At 71.7% G+C, this 14,700-nt stretch carries 14 protein-coding genes; 10 read left to right on the forward strand and 4 right to left on the reverse strand.

Annotation, left to right across the window (positions count from 1 at the left end):
- Positions 1–2: 2 nt before the first annotated feature.
- On the reverse strand, positions 3–1,421 hold the full coding sequence (locus tag ACZ607_RS01430; protein WP_469730589.1) for an MFS transporter: 1,419 nt from the start codon (positions 1,419–1,421) through the stop codon (positions 3–5).
- 100 nt (positions 1,422–1,521) lie between these two features.
- On the opposite strand from ACZ607_RS01430, the gene ACZ607_RS01435 reads away from it, so the two are divergent.
- Genes ACZ607_RS01435 through era form a run of 3 tightly spaced genes read left to right on the forward strand, consistent with a single transcriptional unit; the run spans position 1,522 to position 3,875 of the window.
- Positions 1,522–2,445 (forward strand): helix-turn-helix transcriptional regulator, encoded by a 924-nt coding sequence (locus tag ACZ607_RS01435; protein WP_469730591.1) that lies wholly within the window; start codon positions 1,522–1,524, stop codon positions 2,443–2,445.
- Between the two features lie 49 nt (positions 2,446–2,494).
- A complete protein-coding gene (locus ACZ607_RS01440) occupies positions 2,495–2,848 on the forward strand; it encodes a cytidine deaminase (protein ID WP_469730593.1) in 354 nt (117 codons plus the stop codon).
- 52 nt (positions 2,849–2,900) lie between these two features.
- The gene (era, locus tag ACZ607_RS01445) at positions 2,901–3,875 is read left to right on the forward strand and encodes a GTPase Era (protein WP_187355732.1); all 975 of its coding nucleotides are present in this window, start codon (positions 2,901–2,903) and stop codon (positions 3,873–3,875) included.
- Between the two features lie 8 nt (positions 3,876–3,883).
- On the opposite strand, the gene ACZ607_RS01450 is transcribed toward era, so the two are convergent.
- Positions 3,884–4,156, reverse strand: a complete 273-nt coding sequence (locus tag ACZ607_RS01450; protein WP_469730595.1) for a protealysin inhibitor emfourin — start codon at positions 4,154–4,156, stop codon at positions 3,884–3,886.
- Positions 4,157–4,208: 52 nt separating this feature from the next.
- The gene (locus ACZ607_RS01455; protein WP_469730597.1) at positions 4,209–5,285 is read right to left on the reverse strand and encodes a M4 family metallopeptidase; all 1,077 of its coding nucleotides are present in this window, start codon (positions 5,283–5,285) and stop codon (positions 4,209–4,211) included.
- A gap of 292 nt (positions 5,286–5,577) precedes the next feature.
- On the opposite strand from ACZ607_RS01455, the gene leuA reads away from it, so the two are divergent.
- From leuA to ACZ607_RS01490, 7 genes are all read left to right on the forward strand, one after another.
- Positions 5,578–7,371, forward strand: coding sequence for a 2-isopropylmalate synthase (gene leuA / locus ACZ607_RS01460; protein WP_469730599.1), 1,794 nt, complete (start codon positions 5,578–5,580; stop codon positions 7,369–7,371).
- Between the two features lie 202 nt (positions 7,372–7,573).
- A complete protein-coding gene (locus ACZ607_RS01465; RefSeq protein ID WP_469730601.1) occupies positions 7,574–8,275 on the forward strand; it encodes a TerB family tellurite resistance protein in 702 nt (233 codons plus the stop codon).
- Positions 8,276–8,419: 144 nt separating this feature from the next.
- On the forward strand, positions 8,420–10,528 hold the full coding sequence (locus tag ACZ607_RS01470; RefSeq protein WP_469730608.1) for an MMPL family transporter: 2,109 nt from the start codon (positions 8,420–8,422) through the stop codon (positions 10,526–10,528).
- Positions 10,529–10,623: 95 nt separating this feature from the next.
- Entirely contained in the window at positions 10,624–11,844 is a 1,221-nt protein-coding gene (locus tag ACZ607_RS01475; RefSeq protein WP_469731820.1) for a sensor histidine kinase, read from the forward strand.
- Positions 11,841–12,512 carry a response regulator gene (locus ACZ607_RS01480; RefSeq protein WP_469730610.1) on the forward strand — a complete coding sequence of 224 codons (672 nt, stop codon included), beginning with the start codon at positions 11,841–11,843 and terminating at the stop codon, positions 12,510–12,512. Before ACZ607_RS01475 ends, ACZ607_RS01480 begins: the two co-directional genes overlap by 4 nt.
- 43 nt (positions 12,513–12,555) lie before the next feature.
- A complete protein-coding gene (gene recO / locus ACZ607_RS01485; protein WP_469730612.1) occupies positions 12,556–13,302 on the forward strand; it encodes a DNA repair protein RecO in 747 nt (248 codons plus the stop codon).
- A gap of 22 nt (positions 13,303–13,324) precedes the next feature.
- Entirely contained in the window at positions 13,325–14,137 is an 813-nt protein-coding gene (locus ACZ607_RS01490) for an isoprenyl transferase (RefSeq protein WP_469730614.1), read from the forward strand.
- A 64-nt stretch (positions 14,138–14,201) separates the two neighbouring features.
- On the opposite strand, the gene ACZ607_RS01495 is transcribed toward ACZ607_RS01490, so the two are convergent.
- A complete protein-coding gene (locus tag ACZ607_RS01495; protein ID WP_469730615.1) occupies positions 14,202–14,672 on the reverse strand; it encodes a Fur family transcriptional regulator in 471 nt (156 codons plus the stop codon).
- Positions 14,673–14,700: the final 28 nt, after the last annotated feature.

Consider the following 14,700-nt stretch of genomic DNA (forward strand, 5'->3'; position numbering starts at 1 on the left):
GGTCAGGCCCGCCGCAGGCCGGCCGCCACCACGAGACCCGTCGCGACCAGGACCACCGCGGCGGCCGCCACCACCAGACGTACGCCGTCGTACAGCGAGCCCTGCGTGGTGGACAGCACCCCCAGCAGCGGGATGCCGATGGTGAGGCCGACCTGTTGGGTGGTGGTGACCAGGCCGGTCGCCAGGCCCTGTTCCTCGTTCGGCACGCCCGAGGTCACCGTCAGCCCGTAGGCGATGATGGCGCCCAGGTGGCAGGCGCTCGCCAGTGACACGGCGACGGTGGCCAGCCAGACGCCCGAGTCCTCGCCCAGGCCGAGCAGCGCACCGATGAACACGCCCTGGCCGATCAGCGACAGGACCAGCGTCCGGCGCGCACCGAGCCGGCCGACGACCCTCGCGGCGTACACCCCCGCGGCGACCGAGACCAGGCCCTGGACCCCGAAGACGAGCCCCGTCCCCAGGGCGGACAGGTGCAGCAGGTCCTGGAGGTAGAGGGTCATGACGAAGACGATGGTGCTCATCATCGAGAAGGTGGCCAGTCCGCCCAGGTTGCCGAACGCGACCGTACGGCGCCGCAGCATCGGCAGCGAGACCAGCGGGGCGGCCGAGCGGGACTCGACGACCACGAAGGCGGTCAGCAGGGCCACTCCCAGCACCAGGGTGACGACCACGTCCGCTCCGCCGAAGCCACGCTCGGCGGCGGTCGACAGCGAGTAGATCAGCGCGAGCAGCCCCGCGGTGACGGTGACGGCGCCCGGCACGTCGAGCTTCGGCCGCTCCGGCGTACGCGACTCCTCCAGCAGCTTCGGCGCCAGGACCGACACGATCACCGCGGCGGCGGTCAGCAGCCCCATCGTCGAGCGCCAGCCCAGTGTGTCGGTGAGGACACCGCCCGCCACCATGCCGATGGTGAAGCCCAGCGAGAGCAGCGTCCCGCTGATGCCCAGCGCCCGGTCCCGCAGCGGGCCCTCGGGGAAGGTGGTGGTCAGCAGGGACATCCCGGTCGGCACGATCACCGCGGCCCCGAGCCCCTGGAGCGCCCGCCCGGCCAGGAACGACGCCGGGTCCCAGGCCAGCGTCGCCAGCAGTGAGGACGCCCCGAAGACGACGAGCCCGGTGAGGAACAGCCTGCGCCTGCCGTAGAGATCGGCGATCCGGCCGAAGAGCAGCAGGAAGCCGCCGGACGGCAGGGCGAACGCGGTGACGGCCCACTGGAGTCCGGACCGGCTCAGACCCAGGTCCTCACCGAGGACCGGAAGGGCCACGTTCAGTACGGAGAAGTCGAGCGCCACCATGAACTGGGCGGCGCACAGCACGAAGAGCACCAGCCGGGCCCGCCCGGAGAGCGTGGGCGGCGCGGCCGGGGCGGGGCCGGGTACACCGGCGGGCACGGGAGTGGGAGTTGGGGTTTCGATCGCCATGTCCACAGCCTGGACGCGCCGGAATAACCCTGGGGAGCGGGCACTTATCCTGTTGGCCGCACCACCAGGCAGGCACGCACACGGACACCAGGGGGAGTACGTGGCTTCACCGGCCCAGAACACCGACGCGGCCCGGACCACCACGGCCCGGGCCGGCGCCGACGACAAGTCGCACCGCCTCGCGGAGCTGCGGGAGTTCCTGATGAGCCGCCGGGCCCGGGTCACTCCGGCCGACGCGGGCCTCCCGGACGGCGGGGCGCGCCGGCGCACGCCGGGACTGCGCCGCGAGGAGGTCGCCGTCCTCGCGGGCGTGGGCGTCTCCTGGTACCAGTGGCTGGAGCAGGGCCGCGACATCACCGTGTCGCCCCAGGTCCTGGACTCGGTGGCCCGGGTCCTGCGCCTCAGCAGCGCGGAGCGCCGCCATCTCTACGTCCTCGCCGGGCTCAACCCGCCCGCCCTGGAGGTCGACCCGGCCCACCGTGACATGTGCGCGGGGCTCAACAGGCTCATCGACGCCTGGATGCCCTTCCCGGCCCACATCATGGACCGCTACTGGAACACCGTGCTCTACAACGACGCGGCGTCCGCGGTGCTCGGGATGCGCCCCGGGATCGTGCAGAACTGCATGATCGCCTTCTTCACCGACCCGGTGTACCGGGCCAGGTCCACGCACTGGGAGACCATCGCCGGCCAGGTCGTCGCCCAGTACCGCGCCGCCTGCTCCGACAACCCCGACGACGAGGGATTCCGGGCGGTGGTCGCCGAGGCGAGGGAGCTCAGCTCCGAGTTCGCGGCCCTCTGGGACCGCCGCGACGTCATCCCGGGCGGCCAGATCAGCAAGGAGCTCCAGCACCCGCTCGTCGGCACGCTGTACGTGGAGTCCACCCAGCTGCGGGTGCCCGCCCGCCCCGACCTGGTGATCGTGCTGCACACGCCGCTCCCGGACACGGGCACGGAGGCCAAGCTCCAGTGGCTGGACTCGCCCGAGGGCCGGCGCGGCTCGATGTACCCGGTACCGGGGTGAACGGACCCCGTCGTCGGGCGGCCGGGAGCACTCTTCGTATGCTCAGCACATGACCGACAGCACCGGCCTCGGCGCCGAGGACCGCAAGATCGTCACCCTGGCCCGCAGCGTCCGCGCCCGTAACGGAGTGCCCGAGGGCGCCGCCGTACGGGACGAGACGGGACGTACGTACGCCGCCGGCACCGTGGCCCTGGAGTCGCTGAAGCTCAGCGCGCTGCAGACCGCCGTCGCGATGGCGGTGGCCAGTGGCGCGGCATCCCTGGAGGCCGCGGCCGTCGTCTCGGAGGCCGCCACGCTCTCCGACGCCGACCTCGCCGCCGTCCGTGACCTGGGCGGGTCCGGCACTCCCGTGCTGCTCGCGGGGCCCGACGGCACGCTCCGGTCCACGGTGAGCGCGGGCTGATTCGGGGCGCCGCCCGCCCTGCTGTGCAACGGCGCCGCCGGGATCGGGGAGAATGGGCGCCATGAGCGCTCGACCGAACACAGAAGCTGCTGCGCAGCAGGCTGAGAACACCGCCCCCCACCGGGCCGGCTTCGCCTGCTTCGTGGGCCGCCCCAACGCGGGCAAGTCCACCCTCACGAACGCTCTGGTCGGTCAGAAGGTGGCGATCACCTCCAACCGCCCCCAGACCACCCGGCACACGGTCCGGGGCATCGTGCACCGCGACGACGCCCAGCTGATCCTGGTGGACACACCCGGCCTCCACAAGCCGCGCACGCTGCTGGGGGAGCGGCTGAACGACGTCGTGCGGACCACCTGGGCCGAGGTCGACGTCATCGGCTTCTGCCTGCCCGCCGACCAGAAGCTCGGCCCCGGCGACAAGTTCATCGTCAAGGAACTCGCCGGGATCAAGAAGACCCCGAAGATCGCGATCATCACCAAGACCGACCTGGTCGAGTCCAAGGCGCTCGCCGAGCAGCTGCTCGCCGTCTCCGCGCTGGCCGACGAGCTCGGCTTCGAGTGGGCCGAGATCATCCCGGTCTCGGCGGTCAAGGACCAGCAGGTCGACCTGCTCGCCGACCTGATCGCCCCGCTGCTGCCGGAGAGCCCGCCGCTCTACCCGGAGGGCGACCTCACCGACGAGCCCGAGATGGTCATGGTCGCGGAGCTCATCCGTGAGGCCGCGCTGGAGGGCGTGCGGGACGAGCTGCCGCACTCCATCGCCGTCGTCGTCGAGGAGATGCTGCCCCGCGAGGACCGGCCGGCCGACAAGCCGCTGCTGGACATCCACGCCAACGTCTACATCGAGCGGCCCAGCCAGAAGGGCATCATCATCGGCCCGAAGGGGAAGCGGCTCAAGGACGTCGGCACCAAGTCACGGAAGCACATCGAGGCGCTGCTGGGCACCCCGGTCTTCCTGGACCTGCATGTGAAGGTCGCCAAGGACTGGCAGCGCGACCCGAAGCAGCTGCGCAAGCTCGGGTTCTGAGCAGAGGGCTACGCGCCTTCCTTGAGGACCCGGGAGATCAGCGCCCGCTGCTCCTCGGTCAGCCGGGGGTCCGCGCAGTCGACCGTGCGGTCGCCCACCGTGATCCGGTAGTGGAAGCCGTCCGGCACCCCCGCGGGCGGACCGCCCGGGGGAGTGCCGGAGGCGAGCGCGGACTCGGCCAGCGCCTCCCAGTCGGCGGCGTCGGGCCGACCCGAGGTGTCGATCTCGCCGCGACGTGCGATACCGGCGAATCCACCGGTCCGGCTCACCTGAATGCGCATGCGTACTGGCTCCTGCCCGGTCCTGCGTCGGCCTGTGCGTGTACCTACCCGGTCAGCGGGTCGGCACGCCCACCTCGGACCAGGCCTTGAGCACCGCCTCGGCCTCGTCGCCCTCCCCGAACCGGTGCTGCGCCGCCGCCACGGTGAGCTTGGCGAAGTCCTTGAAGGACGCGTCCTGGGCCAGCTCACCGCCGGTCAGCACGTCGAACCAGATCCGGCCGGCCCGCTCCCAGGCGTTGCCTCCGAGCGCCGTGGCCAGCAGGTAGAAGGCCCGGTTGGGGATGCCCGAGTTGATGTGGACCCCGCCGTTGTCCTCGTCCGTGTCGACGTAGTCGTCCATCGAGGCCGGCTGCGGGTCCTTGCCCAGCACATCGTCGTCGTACGCCGTGCCCGGAGCCTTCATCGAGCGCAGCGCGACGCCACTGACCCGGGGGGCGAGCAGCCCGGCGCCGATCAGCCAGTCGGCCTGGTCCGCGCTCTGGCCCAGCGAGTGCTGCTTGACCAGGGATCCGAAGACGTCCGACACGGACTCGTTGAGCGCGCCCGACTGGCCCTGGTAGGCCAGGTTGGCGGTGTACTGGGTGAGGCCGTGCGCCAGCTCGTGGGCGATCACGTCGATGGCGACCGTGAAGTCGAGGAAGATCTCCCCGTCGCCGTCCCCGAAGACCATCTGCTCGCCGTCGAAGAACGCGTTGTTGTACTTCTCGTCGTAGTGCACGGAGCCGATGAGCGGCAGCCCCTTGCCGTCGATCGAACTGCGGCCGTACTCCGTGAGAAGCAGGTCGAAGGTGGCGCCCAGACCCGCGTACGCGCGGTTGACGCTGGCGTCCTGGGTCGCTTCCTCGCCCTCGTCACGGACCTTGACGCCCGGCAGGTCCGTGCCGTGCCGGCAGTCGTACAGGGTGCGGTGCGGCTTGGTGGGGACCGGGTCGGAGGTGCGGGCGGCCTGGGGCGTCCAGGCCAGCGCGGTCACCCTCCGGTGATGGCGCCGGGCCCCGTCAGCCTCCAGGGTGTGGCGGGCGGGATCGGCCAGTTGCGGGTCGTCCGACTGGGAGAGCTTGTCGAGGACATGGGGCGGCACGATGGTGCAGAAGACGGGCTGGAACTCGCGGTTCTGTCGAAGCTGCATGCAAATGACTGTGGCACTCCGTCACCGAACTGTCACTGGTTGCGATCGTGATTGACGAAATAGAGTGATGTATCACCGTTCTGTCCTCATGGGCGCCCGATCCCGCATACTGATACGGACCGACGCACCAGGCGCCCCTCGGTTAGTGTTGCCGCATCATGCGTTTCGGGCTGCTCCTTCTTAGCTGCCGCGGCGAGGGCCTGTAGTCGTAGGCCGGCTCCCTCCCCGCGGAGTTCGCTGTTGCAGCGACACAGTCGGCCGCCCCTGCTGGACCTCAGAGGAGCCGTACGCCATGACCGCAGTGAATCCCCCCGCGCACACCGATGCCGTCCCCGCCCCCGTCGGTGGCCCCACCCCGGTGACCAACGCGCGGCAGCTGCAGAAGCCTTCCGGAATGCCGGTCCACAAGTACCGCGGCTACGAGGCCGTGGACATCGCCGACCGCACCTGGCCGGGCAACCGCATCACCGTGGCGCCCCGCTGGCTGTCCACCGACCTGCGCGACGGCAACCAGGCCCTGATCGACCCCATGTCGCCGGCCCGCAAGCGCGAGATGTTCGACCTGCTCGTACGCATGGGCTACAAGGAGATCGAGGTCGGTTTCCCGTCCTCCGGCGAGACCGACTTCAACTTCGTCCGCTCCATCATCGAAGAGGGCGCGATCCCCGAGGACGTGACGATCTCCGTCCTGACGCAGGCCCGCGAGGAACTGATCGAGCGCACCGTCGAGTCGCTGGTCGGCGCGCGCCGCGCCACCGTCCACCTGTACAACGCCACCGCCCCCACCTTCCGCCGCGTGGTCTTCCGCGGCTCGAAGGAGGAGGTCAAGCAGATCGCCGTGGACGGCACCCGCCTGGTCATGGAGTACGCGGACAAGATCCTGGGCGACGAGACGATCTTCGGCTACCAGTACAGCCCGGAGATCTTCACCGACACCGAGCTGGACTTCGCCCTGGAGGTCTGCGAGGCCGTCTGCGACGTCTGGCAGCCGGAGGAGGGCCGCGAGATCATCCTCAACCTGCCCGCCACCGTGGAACGTTCGACGCCCTCCACCCACGCGGACCGCTTCGAGTGGATGTCCCGCAACCTGAGCCGTCGCGAGTACGTCTGCCTGTCGGTCCACCCGCACAACGACCGGGGCACCGCCGTCGCCGCCGCCGAACTGGCCATCATGGCCGGCGCCGACCGCATCGAGGGCTGCCTGTTCGGCCAGGGCGAGCGCACCGGCAACGTCGACCTGGTCACCCTGGGCATGAACCTCTTCTCGCAGGGCGTCGACCCGCAGATCGACTTCTCGCAGATCGACGAGATCCGCCGCACCAGCGAGTACTGCAACCAGATGGAGGTCCACCCGCGCCACCCCTACGCGGGCGACCTGGTCTACACCGCCTTCTCCGGCTCCCACCAGGACGCCATCAAGAAGGGCTTCGACGCCATGGAGGCCGACGCGGCCTCCCAGGGGAAGACCGTCGACGACATCGAGTGGGCGGTGCCGTACCTGCCCATCGACCCGAAGGACGTCGGCCGCTCCTACGAGGCGGTCATCCGGGTCAACTCGCAGTCCGGCAAGGGCGGAATCGCGTACGTCCTGAAGAACGACCACAAGCTGGACCTGCCGCGCCGGATGCAGATCGAGTTCTCCCGGATCATTCAGGCCAAGACCGACGCCGAGGGCGGCGAGGTCACGCCCACGCAGATCTGGTCGACCTTCCGGGACGAGTACCTGCCGAGCCCGGAGAACGCCTGGGGGCGCGTACAGATCCGTTCCGGCCAGACCACCACCGGTTCCGACGGCCAGGACACGATCACCGTCGAGGCCACCGTCGACGGCGCGGACACGGTGCTGACCGGCACGGGCAACGGCCCGATCTCCGCGTTCTTCGAGGCGCTGCAGGCCATCGGCATCGACGCCCGTCTGCTGGACTACACCGAGCACACGATGAGCGAGGGCGCGAGCGCGCAGGCCGCCTCCTACATCGAGTGCGCGATCGACGGCAAGGTGCTGTGGGGCATCGGTATCGACGCCAACACCACGCGCGCCTCGCTCAAGGCGGTCGTCTCCGCGGTCAACCGCGCGACCCGCTGACCTCCCCACGCGGCATTACGGACATCCGTCCGATACGCCGCTGAACCGCCCGGTCCGAGAGCCCCGTCCACCCGCCAAGGGTGGGCGGGGTTCGGCCATATCCCGGGGTTTTGACCTCCGGGATACTGACGCCACATCACGCATGTGGCTAACATCACGTCCAACACGGCAATGTTGCCGTGGAGTAACGGAGGTGTGCGACGTGCGGACAGCCAAAGGACAACGCGCCGTAAAACTGCGCATCTACGGCATCCGCACCGTCTGGGAAACCGTCGGCGACGGCGAGTTCTTCTGCCCCTGCTGCGGAGGCGACCGCAACTACCGGCGCCTCACCGGGCGTCACCGCCTCACCGTCCTCGGGCTGCCGCTGCTGAACCGGGGCAGCGCCGGTCCCGTCGTCGAGTGCGCCGCCTGCGGGACGCACTGCGCGCCGGACGCCCTCGACCACCCCACCACCACCCGCTTCTCGGCGATGCTGCGGGAAGCCGTGCACACCGTCACGCTCGCCGTCCTCGCCGCGGGCGGCACCACCTCCCGTACGGTCCTGGAGACCGCCGCGGCCACGGTCCGCGACGCGGGGCTCGACGACTGCTCCCAGGAGCAGCTCTTCACCATCGTCGAGGTGCTCGCCGCCGACACCGGGGCCGGCGACGGCACCGACCCGGCGGCCGAGGCCTGCGGCGCCGCCCTCGCCATCGAGCTCCACGAGGTCCTGAAGCCGCTCGCCCCGCACCTGGCCGTGCCCGGCCGCGAGGCGGTCCTGCTGCGGGGCGCCCGGATCGCGCTCGCCGACGGCCCGTACAGCCAGGCGGAGCGCGAGGTGCTGACCACGGTGGGCAGCGCGCTCCAGCTCTGCCCCACGGACACGGCGAAGCTGCTGGAGGCGGCGCGTACGCCTTCGTAGTCCCCGGGTACTCCCCCGGGAGTAACCGCCCCCGCCCGTCACCCCCGGCAGTAGCGGTCAAGTCCTTCGCCCGCGCGACGAACCGGCCCGTCCCGGACGGAAGTCTGGACAGGACCGAACCGTCCAGGAGGGGAGGGCCCCGTCATGCGGGCCGAAACGGAAGTGAGTGGTGCGCGACCGCGGCAGGAGCGCGGGACAGGGCCGAGGAGGGCGCTGCCGTGGCTGGCGGTGGCGTTCTGGGTCGTCCTGATCGCCGTCGCGATGCCCTTCGCGGGCAAGCTCGGGGACGTCCAGCAGGACCGGGCCGTCGACTACCTGCCGGCCGGAGCGGACTCCACCCAGGTCGCGAAGATCCAGGAGGCCCTGCCCGGGGGCGAGTCGACCGATCTCGTCCTCGTCTACCACCGGGACGGCGGCCTGACCGAGGCCGACCGGAGCACGGCGGGCGAACAGGTCGCCGGCATCACGCGGGAGCACAGCCTCCCCCCGGTGCCCGAGGGCATCGGCTCCGAGGACGGTACGACCCTGATGTTCCCGGTCTCCTCGACCGCCCCGGGCCAGGACCAGGAAGCCAGGACCGTGTTCGTCACCGAGGTACGGGAGCGCGCCGAGGGGAGCGGCGGACTGAGCGTCGAGGTCGGCGGGCCCGGGGCACTCAACTCGGACGCCCAGGAGGTCTACACGGCACTCGACGGCCCGCTGCTCTACACCACGGTGGGGGTGGTGGCGCTCCTGCTGATCCTGATCTACCGGAGCCCGTTCCTCTGGCTGGTCCCCCTGGTCGTCGCCGGGCTCGCCGACCTGCTGGCGATGGCGGTGGCGTACGGACTGAACCAGGGCTTCGGCACCACCGTCAGCGGCCAGAGCTCCGCCGTGATGACCATCCTGGTGTTCGGCGCCGGCACGGACTACGCCCTGCTGCTGGTGGCCCGCTACCGTGAGGAACTGGGACGCCGGGCACGGCCCGCCGACGCCATGGCCGCCGCCCTGCGCGGCTGCGGACCCGCGGTCCTGGCCTCCTCCGGCACGGTCGCCGTCGGCATGCTGTGCCTCCTCGCCGCCGACCTCAACAGCAGCCGGGGCATGGGCCCCATCGCCGCGGTGGGCGTGCTCTGCGCGCTCCTCGCCATGACCACCCTGCTCCCCGCCCTCCTCGTGCTCATGGGACGGCGCGTCTTCTGGCCGCTGGTGCCCGCGTACGGCAGGACGCCCCGGCAGCGCCGCTCGGTCTTCGCCACCATGGGCAGCTCCGCCGGACGCCGCCCCGTGGCCGTGCTCGTCTCGGGAGGTCTGCTGCTCGGGGCGCTGGCGCTCGGCGTGTTCAGCCTGCCCGGCGACCTCAAGCAGGAGGACTCCTTCACCGACAGGCCGGAGTCGATCACGGCGATGCGGACGCTCGCCGCCGCCTTCCCCGAGCGCTCCACCCAGCCGATCACCGTGATGACCCCCACGGACCGGGCCGACGGGACGCTGGCGAAGGTCCGTGCGACCGAAGGCGTCGCCGACGCCGCGCGGGGCCGGAGCGGCGGCGGCTGGACCGAGCTCACGGTCGCCGCCCAGGCACCGCCGGAGTCACCGGGGGAGCGGGCCACCATCGAAGCCCTGCGCGGCGGGCTCGACGGCAGCCATGTCGGAGGGCTCAGCGCCCAGCAGGCGGACCTGGAGAAGACCAACGCCCGCGATCTGAGGATCGTCGTCCCGCTGGTCGTGCTCTCCGTCCTGCTGATCCTCGTGGCCCTGCTGCGCAGCCTCGTCGCCCCGCTGCTGCTGGTGGCCGCCGTCGTCGCCGTCTGGGGCGCCTCCCTCGGGATCGCCGGCCTCGTCCTCGAACCGCTCCTCGGCCTGGAGGGCACCGACCCGGGGCTGCCCCTGCTGTCCTTCGTCTTCCTGGTGGCGCTCGGCGTCGACTACGGCATCTTCCTGATGCACCGGATGCGGGAGGAGTCCCTGGCGGGGGCCGGGCCGACGGACGCCGCGCTCACCGCGCTGCGGACCACGGGAGGCGTCATCGCCTCGGCCGGACTCGTCCTCGCGGCCACCTTCGCCGTCCTCACGAGCATGCCGATGACGGCGCTGGTCGAGATGGGGTTCGTCATCGCCGTCGGGGTGCTGCTGGACACCTTCCTGGTCCGCACCTACCTCGTCACCGCGGCGAGCGTCGCCCTGGGACGCCGGGTGTGGTGGCCGGGTCCGCTCGGCCGCGCCCCGGCCGGGAAGCTCCCCGGCCGACCGGAATTCGCCGCAAGCCGCTGACGGCGGCCGACCCACTGACCGAGGATGGCAGCGTGTCCGCTCCCCGAACCACGCGCCCTGGCGAGCGCGTCCTGGCGATCGTCAACCGCGACCCCATGGACGCGCCGCACCAGCTGCGCACCGACGCCCTCGTCGCCACGGGCGCCGGCGCGCTGTCGGCCGTCCTGGCCCTCGTCACCGACGACGGGCGGTTCCCCGACGCGACCGGCTGGGCCCTGCTGCTGGCGAGCGCCCTGCCGCTGGTGTGGCGGCGCAGGAACCCCGTGGCGGTGCTGCTCGCCATGATCCCGGTCCTCATGTCCTACCACCTCCTGGACAACGCCCACTCGGCACCCATGCCGCAGACCTTCGTCGTGCTCTACACCGTGGCGGTGACCGGCCGCCCGCTGCGCACCCTGCTCACCGGCTGCCTCGTGATCGCCGTCATGGTGTCCGTGGTCGGGGTCATCGACACGCACCACGGCCTCGAACTGCTACGGATCTCCGGCTGGATCGTCGCGGTGCTGTTCTGCGGCGTGGACGTGCGGATCTACCGGCAGTACGTCGCCTCCATGAGGGAGCGCGCGGAACGGGCCGAGCACACCCGGGAGGAGGAGGCCCGGCGCAGGGTGGCCGAGGAGCGGCTGCGGATCGCCCGCGACCTGCACGACCTGCTGGCCCACAGCATCACCGTCATCGGGGTGCAGACCTCGGTGGCCTCGCACATCCTGACCGTCGACCCGGACCGCCTGGACCGCGAGGCCGTGGCGCGGGCGCTCGACGACATCGCCGGGACCTGCCGGGAGGCACGTGCCGAACTGCGCACCACCCTGCAGGTCCTGCGGGACGGCTCCGCCGGCGGTGACGGGCCGCTCCCCGGCCTCGCCGCGCTCCCGGGCCTCGTCCGGGCCGCCGAGACGGCCGGAGCGACGGTGGACCTGTCCGTACGGGCCCCGGAGGGCCGGATCGCGCCGGCGACCGACGCCGCGGCGTACAGGATCGTGCAGGAGGCGCTGACGAACGCCGTGCGGCACGCCGGGCCCGGCGTACGGATCGCGGTGCGGGTGGAATCCGACCCGGGCCACCCCGCGCTGCGGGTCACCGTGGTGGACGACGGCGCCCCCGCCGCGCCGCACGGCGTCCGCGAGGCGGGGCCGGGGTCCGGATTCGGCCTCGTGGGCATGCGGGAACGGGCGCGCAGCTCGGGCGGCACCCTGGACGCGGGGCCGCTGGCCGGCGGGGGCTTCCGGGTCGCCGCCGTGCTGCCGCTGCCCGCGTCGCCCGCCGGAGCCGCCGTCCCGGCCCCGGCGGCAGGACCGAAGGAGGCCCTCCGGTGATCCGGGTCCTCCTCGCCGACGACCAGACGCTGGTCAGGGCGGCCTTCGCGATGCTCGTGGAGTCCGCCCCCGACATGACCGTCGTCGGCCAGGCCGCCACCGGACTGGAGGCGGTCGGGGCGGCCCGCTCGGCACGCGCCGACCTCGTCGTCATGGACATCCGGATGCCCGAGCTCGACGGCATCGAGGCGACCCGCCGCATCGCCGCCGACGAGGACCTCGCCGGAGTGAAGGTGCTCGTGCTGACGACGTACGACACCGACGAGCATGTCGTCGAAGCGCTGCGCGCGGGCGCCTCCGGCTTCCTGGTCAAGGACACCCGGCCCGCCGAACTCCTCGCCGCCATCAGGACGGTGGCCGCCGGCGAGTCGCTGCTCTCGCCCGGCCCGACCGCCCGGCTCATCGCCCGGGTCCTCAGCGGCCCCCGTGCGCCCGTCGTCGGCGAGGACGGCCCGGAGATCCTCTCGGACCGCGAGCGGCAGGTGCTCACCCTCGTCGCACGCGGCCTGAACAACACGGAGATCGCCGGAACACTGCGCCTCAGCCCGCTCACCGCGAAGACCCATGTGAGCCGGATCATGGGCAAACTGGCCGCCCGGGACCGCGCGCAGCTGGTGATCATCGCGTACGAGTCCGGACTGGTCGTGCCCGCCGCACACCGGGAATGAGGACCGTCGGCCGACGCGCGTCCCGGTGCGCGACAATGGGCGCATGAGCTTGTTCCGGGACGACGGCGTCGTGCTGCGCACGCAGAAGCTGGGCGAGGCCGACCGGATCATCACGATCCTGACCCGCGGCCACGGGCGGGTGCGCGCCGTCGCGCGCGGGGTGCGCCGCACCAAGTCGAAGTTCGGGGCGCGGCTCGAACCCTTCTCCCATGTGGACGTGCAGTTCTTCGCGCGGGGCAGCGAGCTGGTCGGCCGGGGCCTCCCGCTGTGCACGCAGAGCGAGACGATCGCTCCGTACGGCGGCGGCATCGTCTCCGACTACGCCCGCTACACCGCCGGCACCGCGATGCTGGAGACCGCCGAGCGGTTCACCGACCACGAGGGCGAGCCCGCGGTCCAGCAGTACCTGCTGCTCGTCGGCGGACTGCGCACCCTCGCACGCGCCGAACACGCGCCGAACCTCATCCTGGACGCGTTCCTGCTGCGCTCCCTGGCCGTCAACGGCTACGCCCCCAGCTTCGTCGACTGCGCCAAGTGCGGAATGCCCGGTCCGAACCGGTTCTTCTCCGTGGCGGCGGGCGGCGTCATATGCGGCGACTGCCGGGTGCCCGGCAGCGTCGTACCCTCGGCGGAGGCCGTCGAACTGCTGAGCGCACTGCTCACCGGTGACTGGGAGACGGCGGACGCGTCCGAGGCGCGTCATGTCAGGGAGGGGAGCGGGCTCGTGTCCGCCTATCTGCACTGGCACCTGGAGCGCGGTCTGCGCTCCATGCGGTACGTGGAAAAGTGACACAGGGAGACGAGAGAAGCCCATGGCAGTACGCGGGATGCTCGGCGGCCGTAACCGGCGTGAGTACAAGAACCCCGAGCCGCACCCCTCCGGCGCCACCCCGCCGAAGATCCCCGGCGAGCTCGTGCCCAAGCACGTCGCCATCGTGATGGACGGGAACGGCCGCTGGGCCAAGGAGCGGGGGCTGCCGCGCACCGAGGGCCACAAGGTCGGTGAGGGCGTCGTCATGGACGTCCTCAAGGGCTGCATCGAGATGGGCGTCAAGAACCTCTCGCTGTACGCGTTCTCCACGGAGAACTGGAAGCGCTCCCCGGAGGAGGTGAAGTTCCTCATGAACTTCAACCGGGACGTCATCCGCCGCCGCCGTGACGAGATGGACGAGCTCGGCATCCGTATCCGCTGGGTCGGCCGCATGCCCAAGCTGTGGAAGTCCGTCGTCCAGGAGCTCCAGGTCGCCCAGGAGCAGACCAAGGACAACGACAAGATGACGCTGTACTTCTGCGTCAACTACGGTGGCCGGGCCGAGATCGCCGACGCCGCGCAGCGCATCGCGCAGGACGTCGCCGAGGGGAAGCTCGACCCCTCGAAGGTCAACGAGAAGACGTTCGCGAAGTACATCTACTACCCGGACATGCCGGACGTGGACCTCTTCGTGCGCCCCAGCGGCGAGCAGCGCACGTCCAACTACCTGATCTGGCAGAGCGCGTACGCCGAGATGGTCTTCCAGGACGTCCTGTGGCCGGACTTCGACCGCCGCGACCTGTGGAACGCCTGCCTGGAGTTCGCCCGGCGCGACCGGCGCTTCGGCGGTGCCGAGGAGATCACCAAGGCCTGACACCGCGCGGAGGGGGCCCCGGTCACCGGGGCCCCCTCCGAGGCGGTCGTCCTTCGCCCGGGGCTCAGTCCCCGGAGGCCGCGCGGTCCTCGGTGCCCGCCCGGTCCTTGGCGCCCGCGCAGTCCGAGCAGGTCCCGAAGATCTCCACCGTGTGGGCCACGTTCACATAGCCGTGCTGCGAGGCGATGGTCTCCGCCCACTGCTCGACGGCGGGCCCCTCCACCTCGACTGCCTTGCCGCAGACGCGGCAGACCAGGTGGTGATGGTGGTCACCGGTCGAGCAGCGCCGGTAGACGGCCTCGCCGTCCGTGGTGCGCAGCACGTCCACCTCGCCCGCGTCGGCGAGGGACTGGAGCGTGCGGTAGACCGTGGTCAGCCCCACCGAGTCGCCCCGGTGCTTGAGCACGTCGTGCAGGTCCTGGGCACTGCGGAACTCGTCGACCTCGTCGAGCGCCGCCGCGACCGCCGCCCGCTGCCGGGTGGACCGGCCGCGTACCGGAGCCGCGTTCGTGCCACTGATCGGCGCCGTCGCCACAGCTGCCTCCTCGTGTCGCCCGTACGTA

The sequence above is a fragment of the Streptomyces sp. NPDC104381 genome (assembly GCF_055583745.1).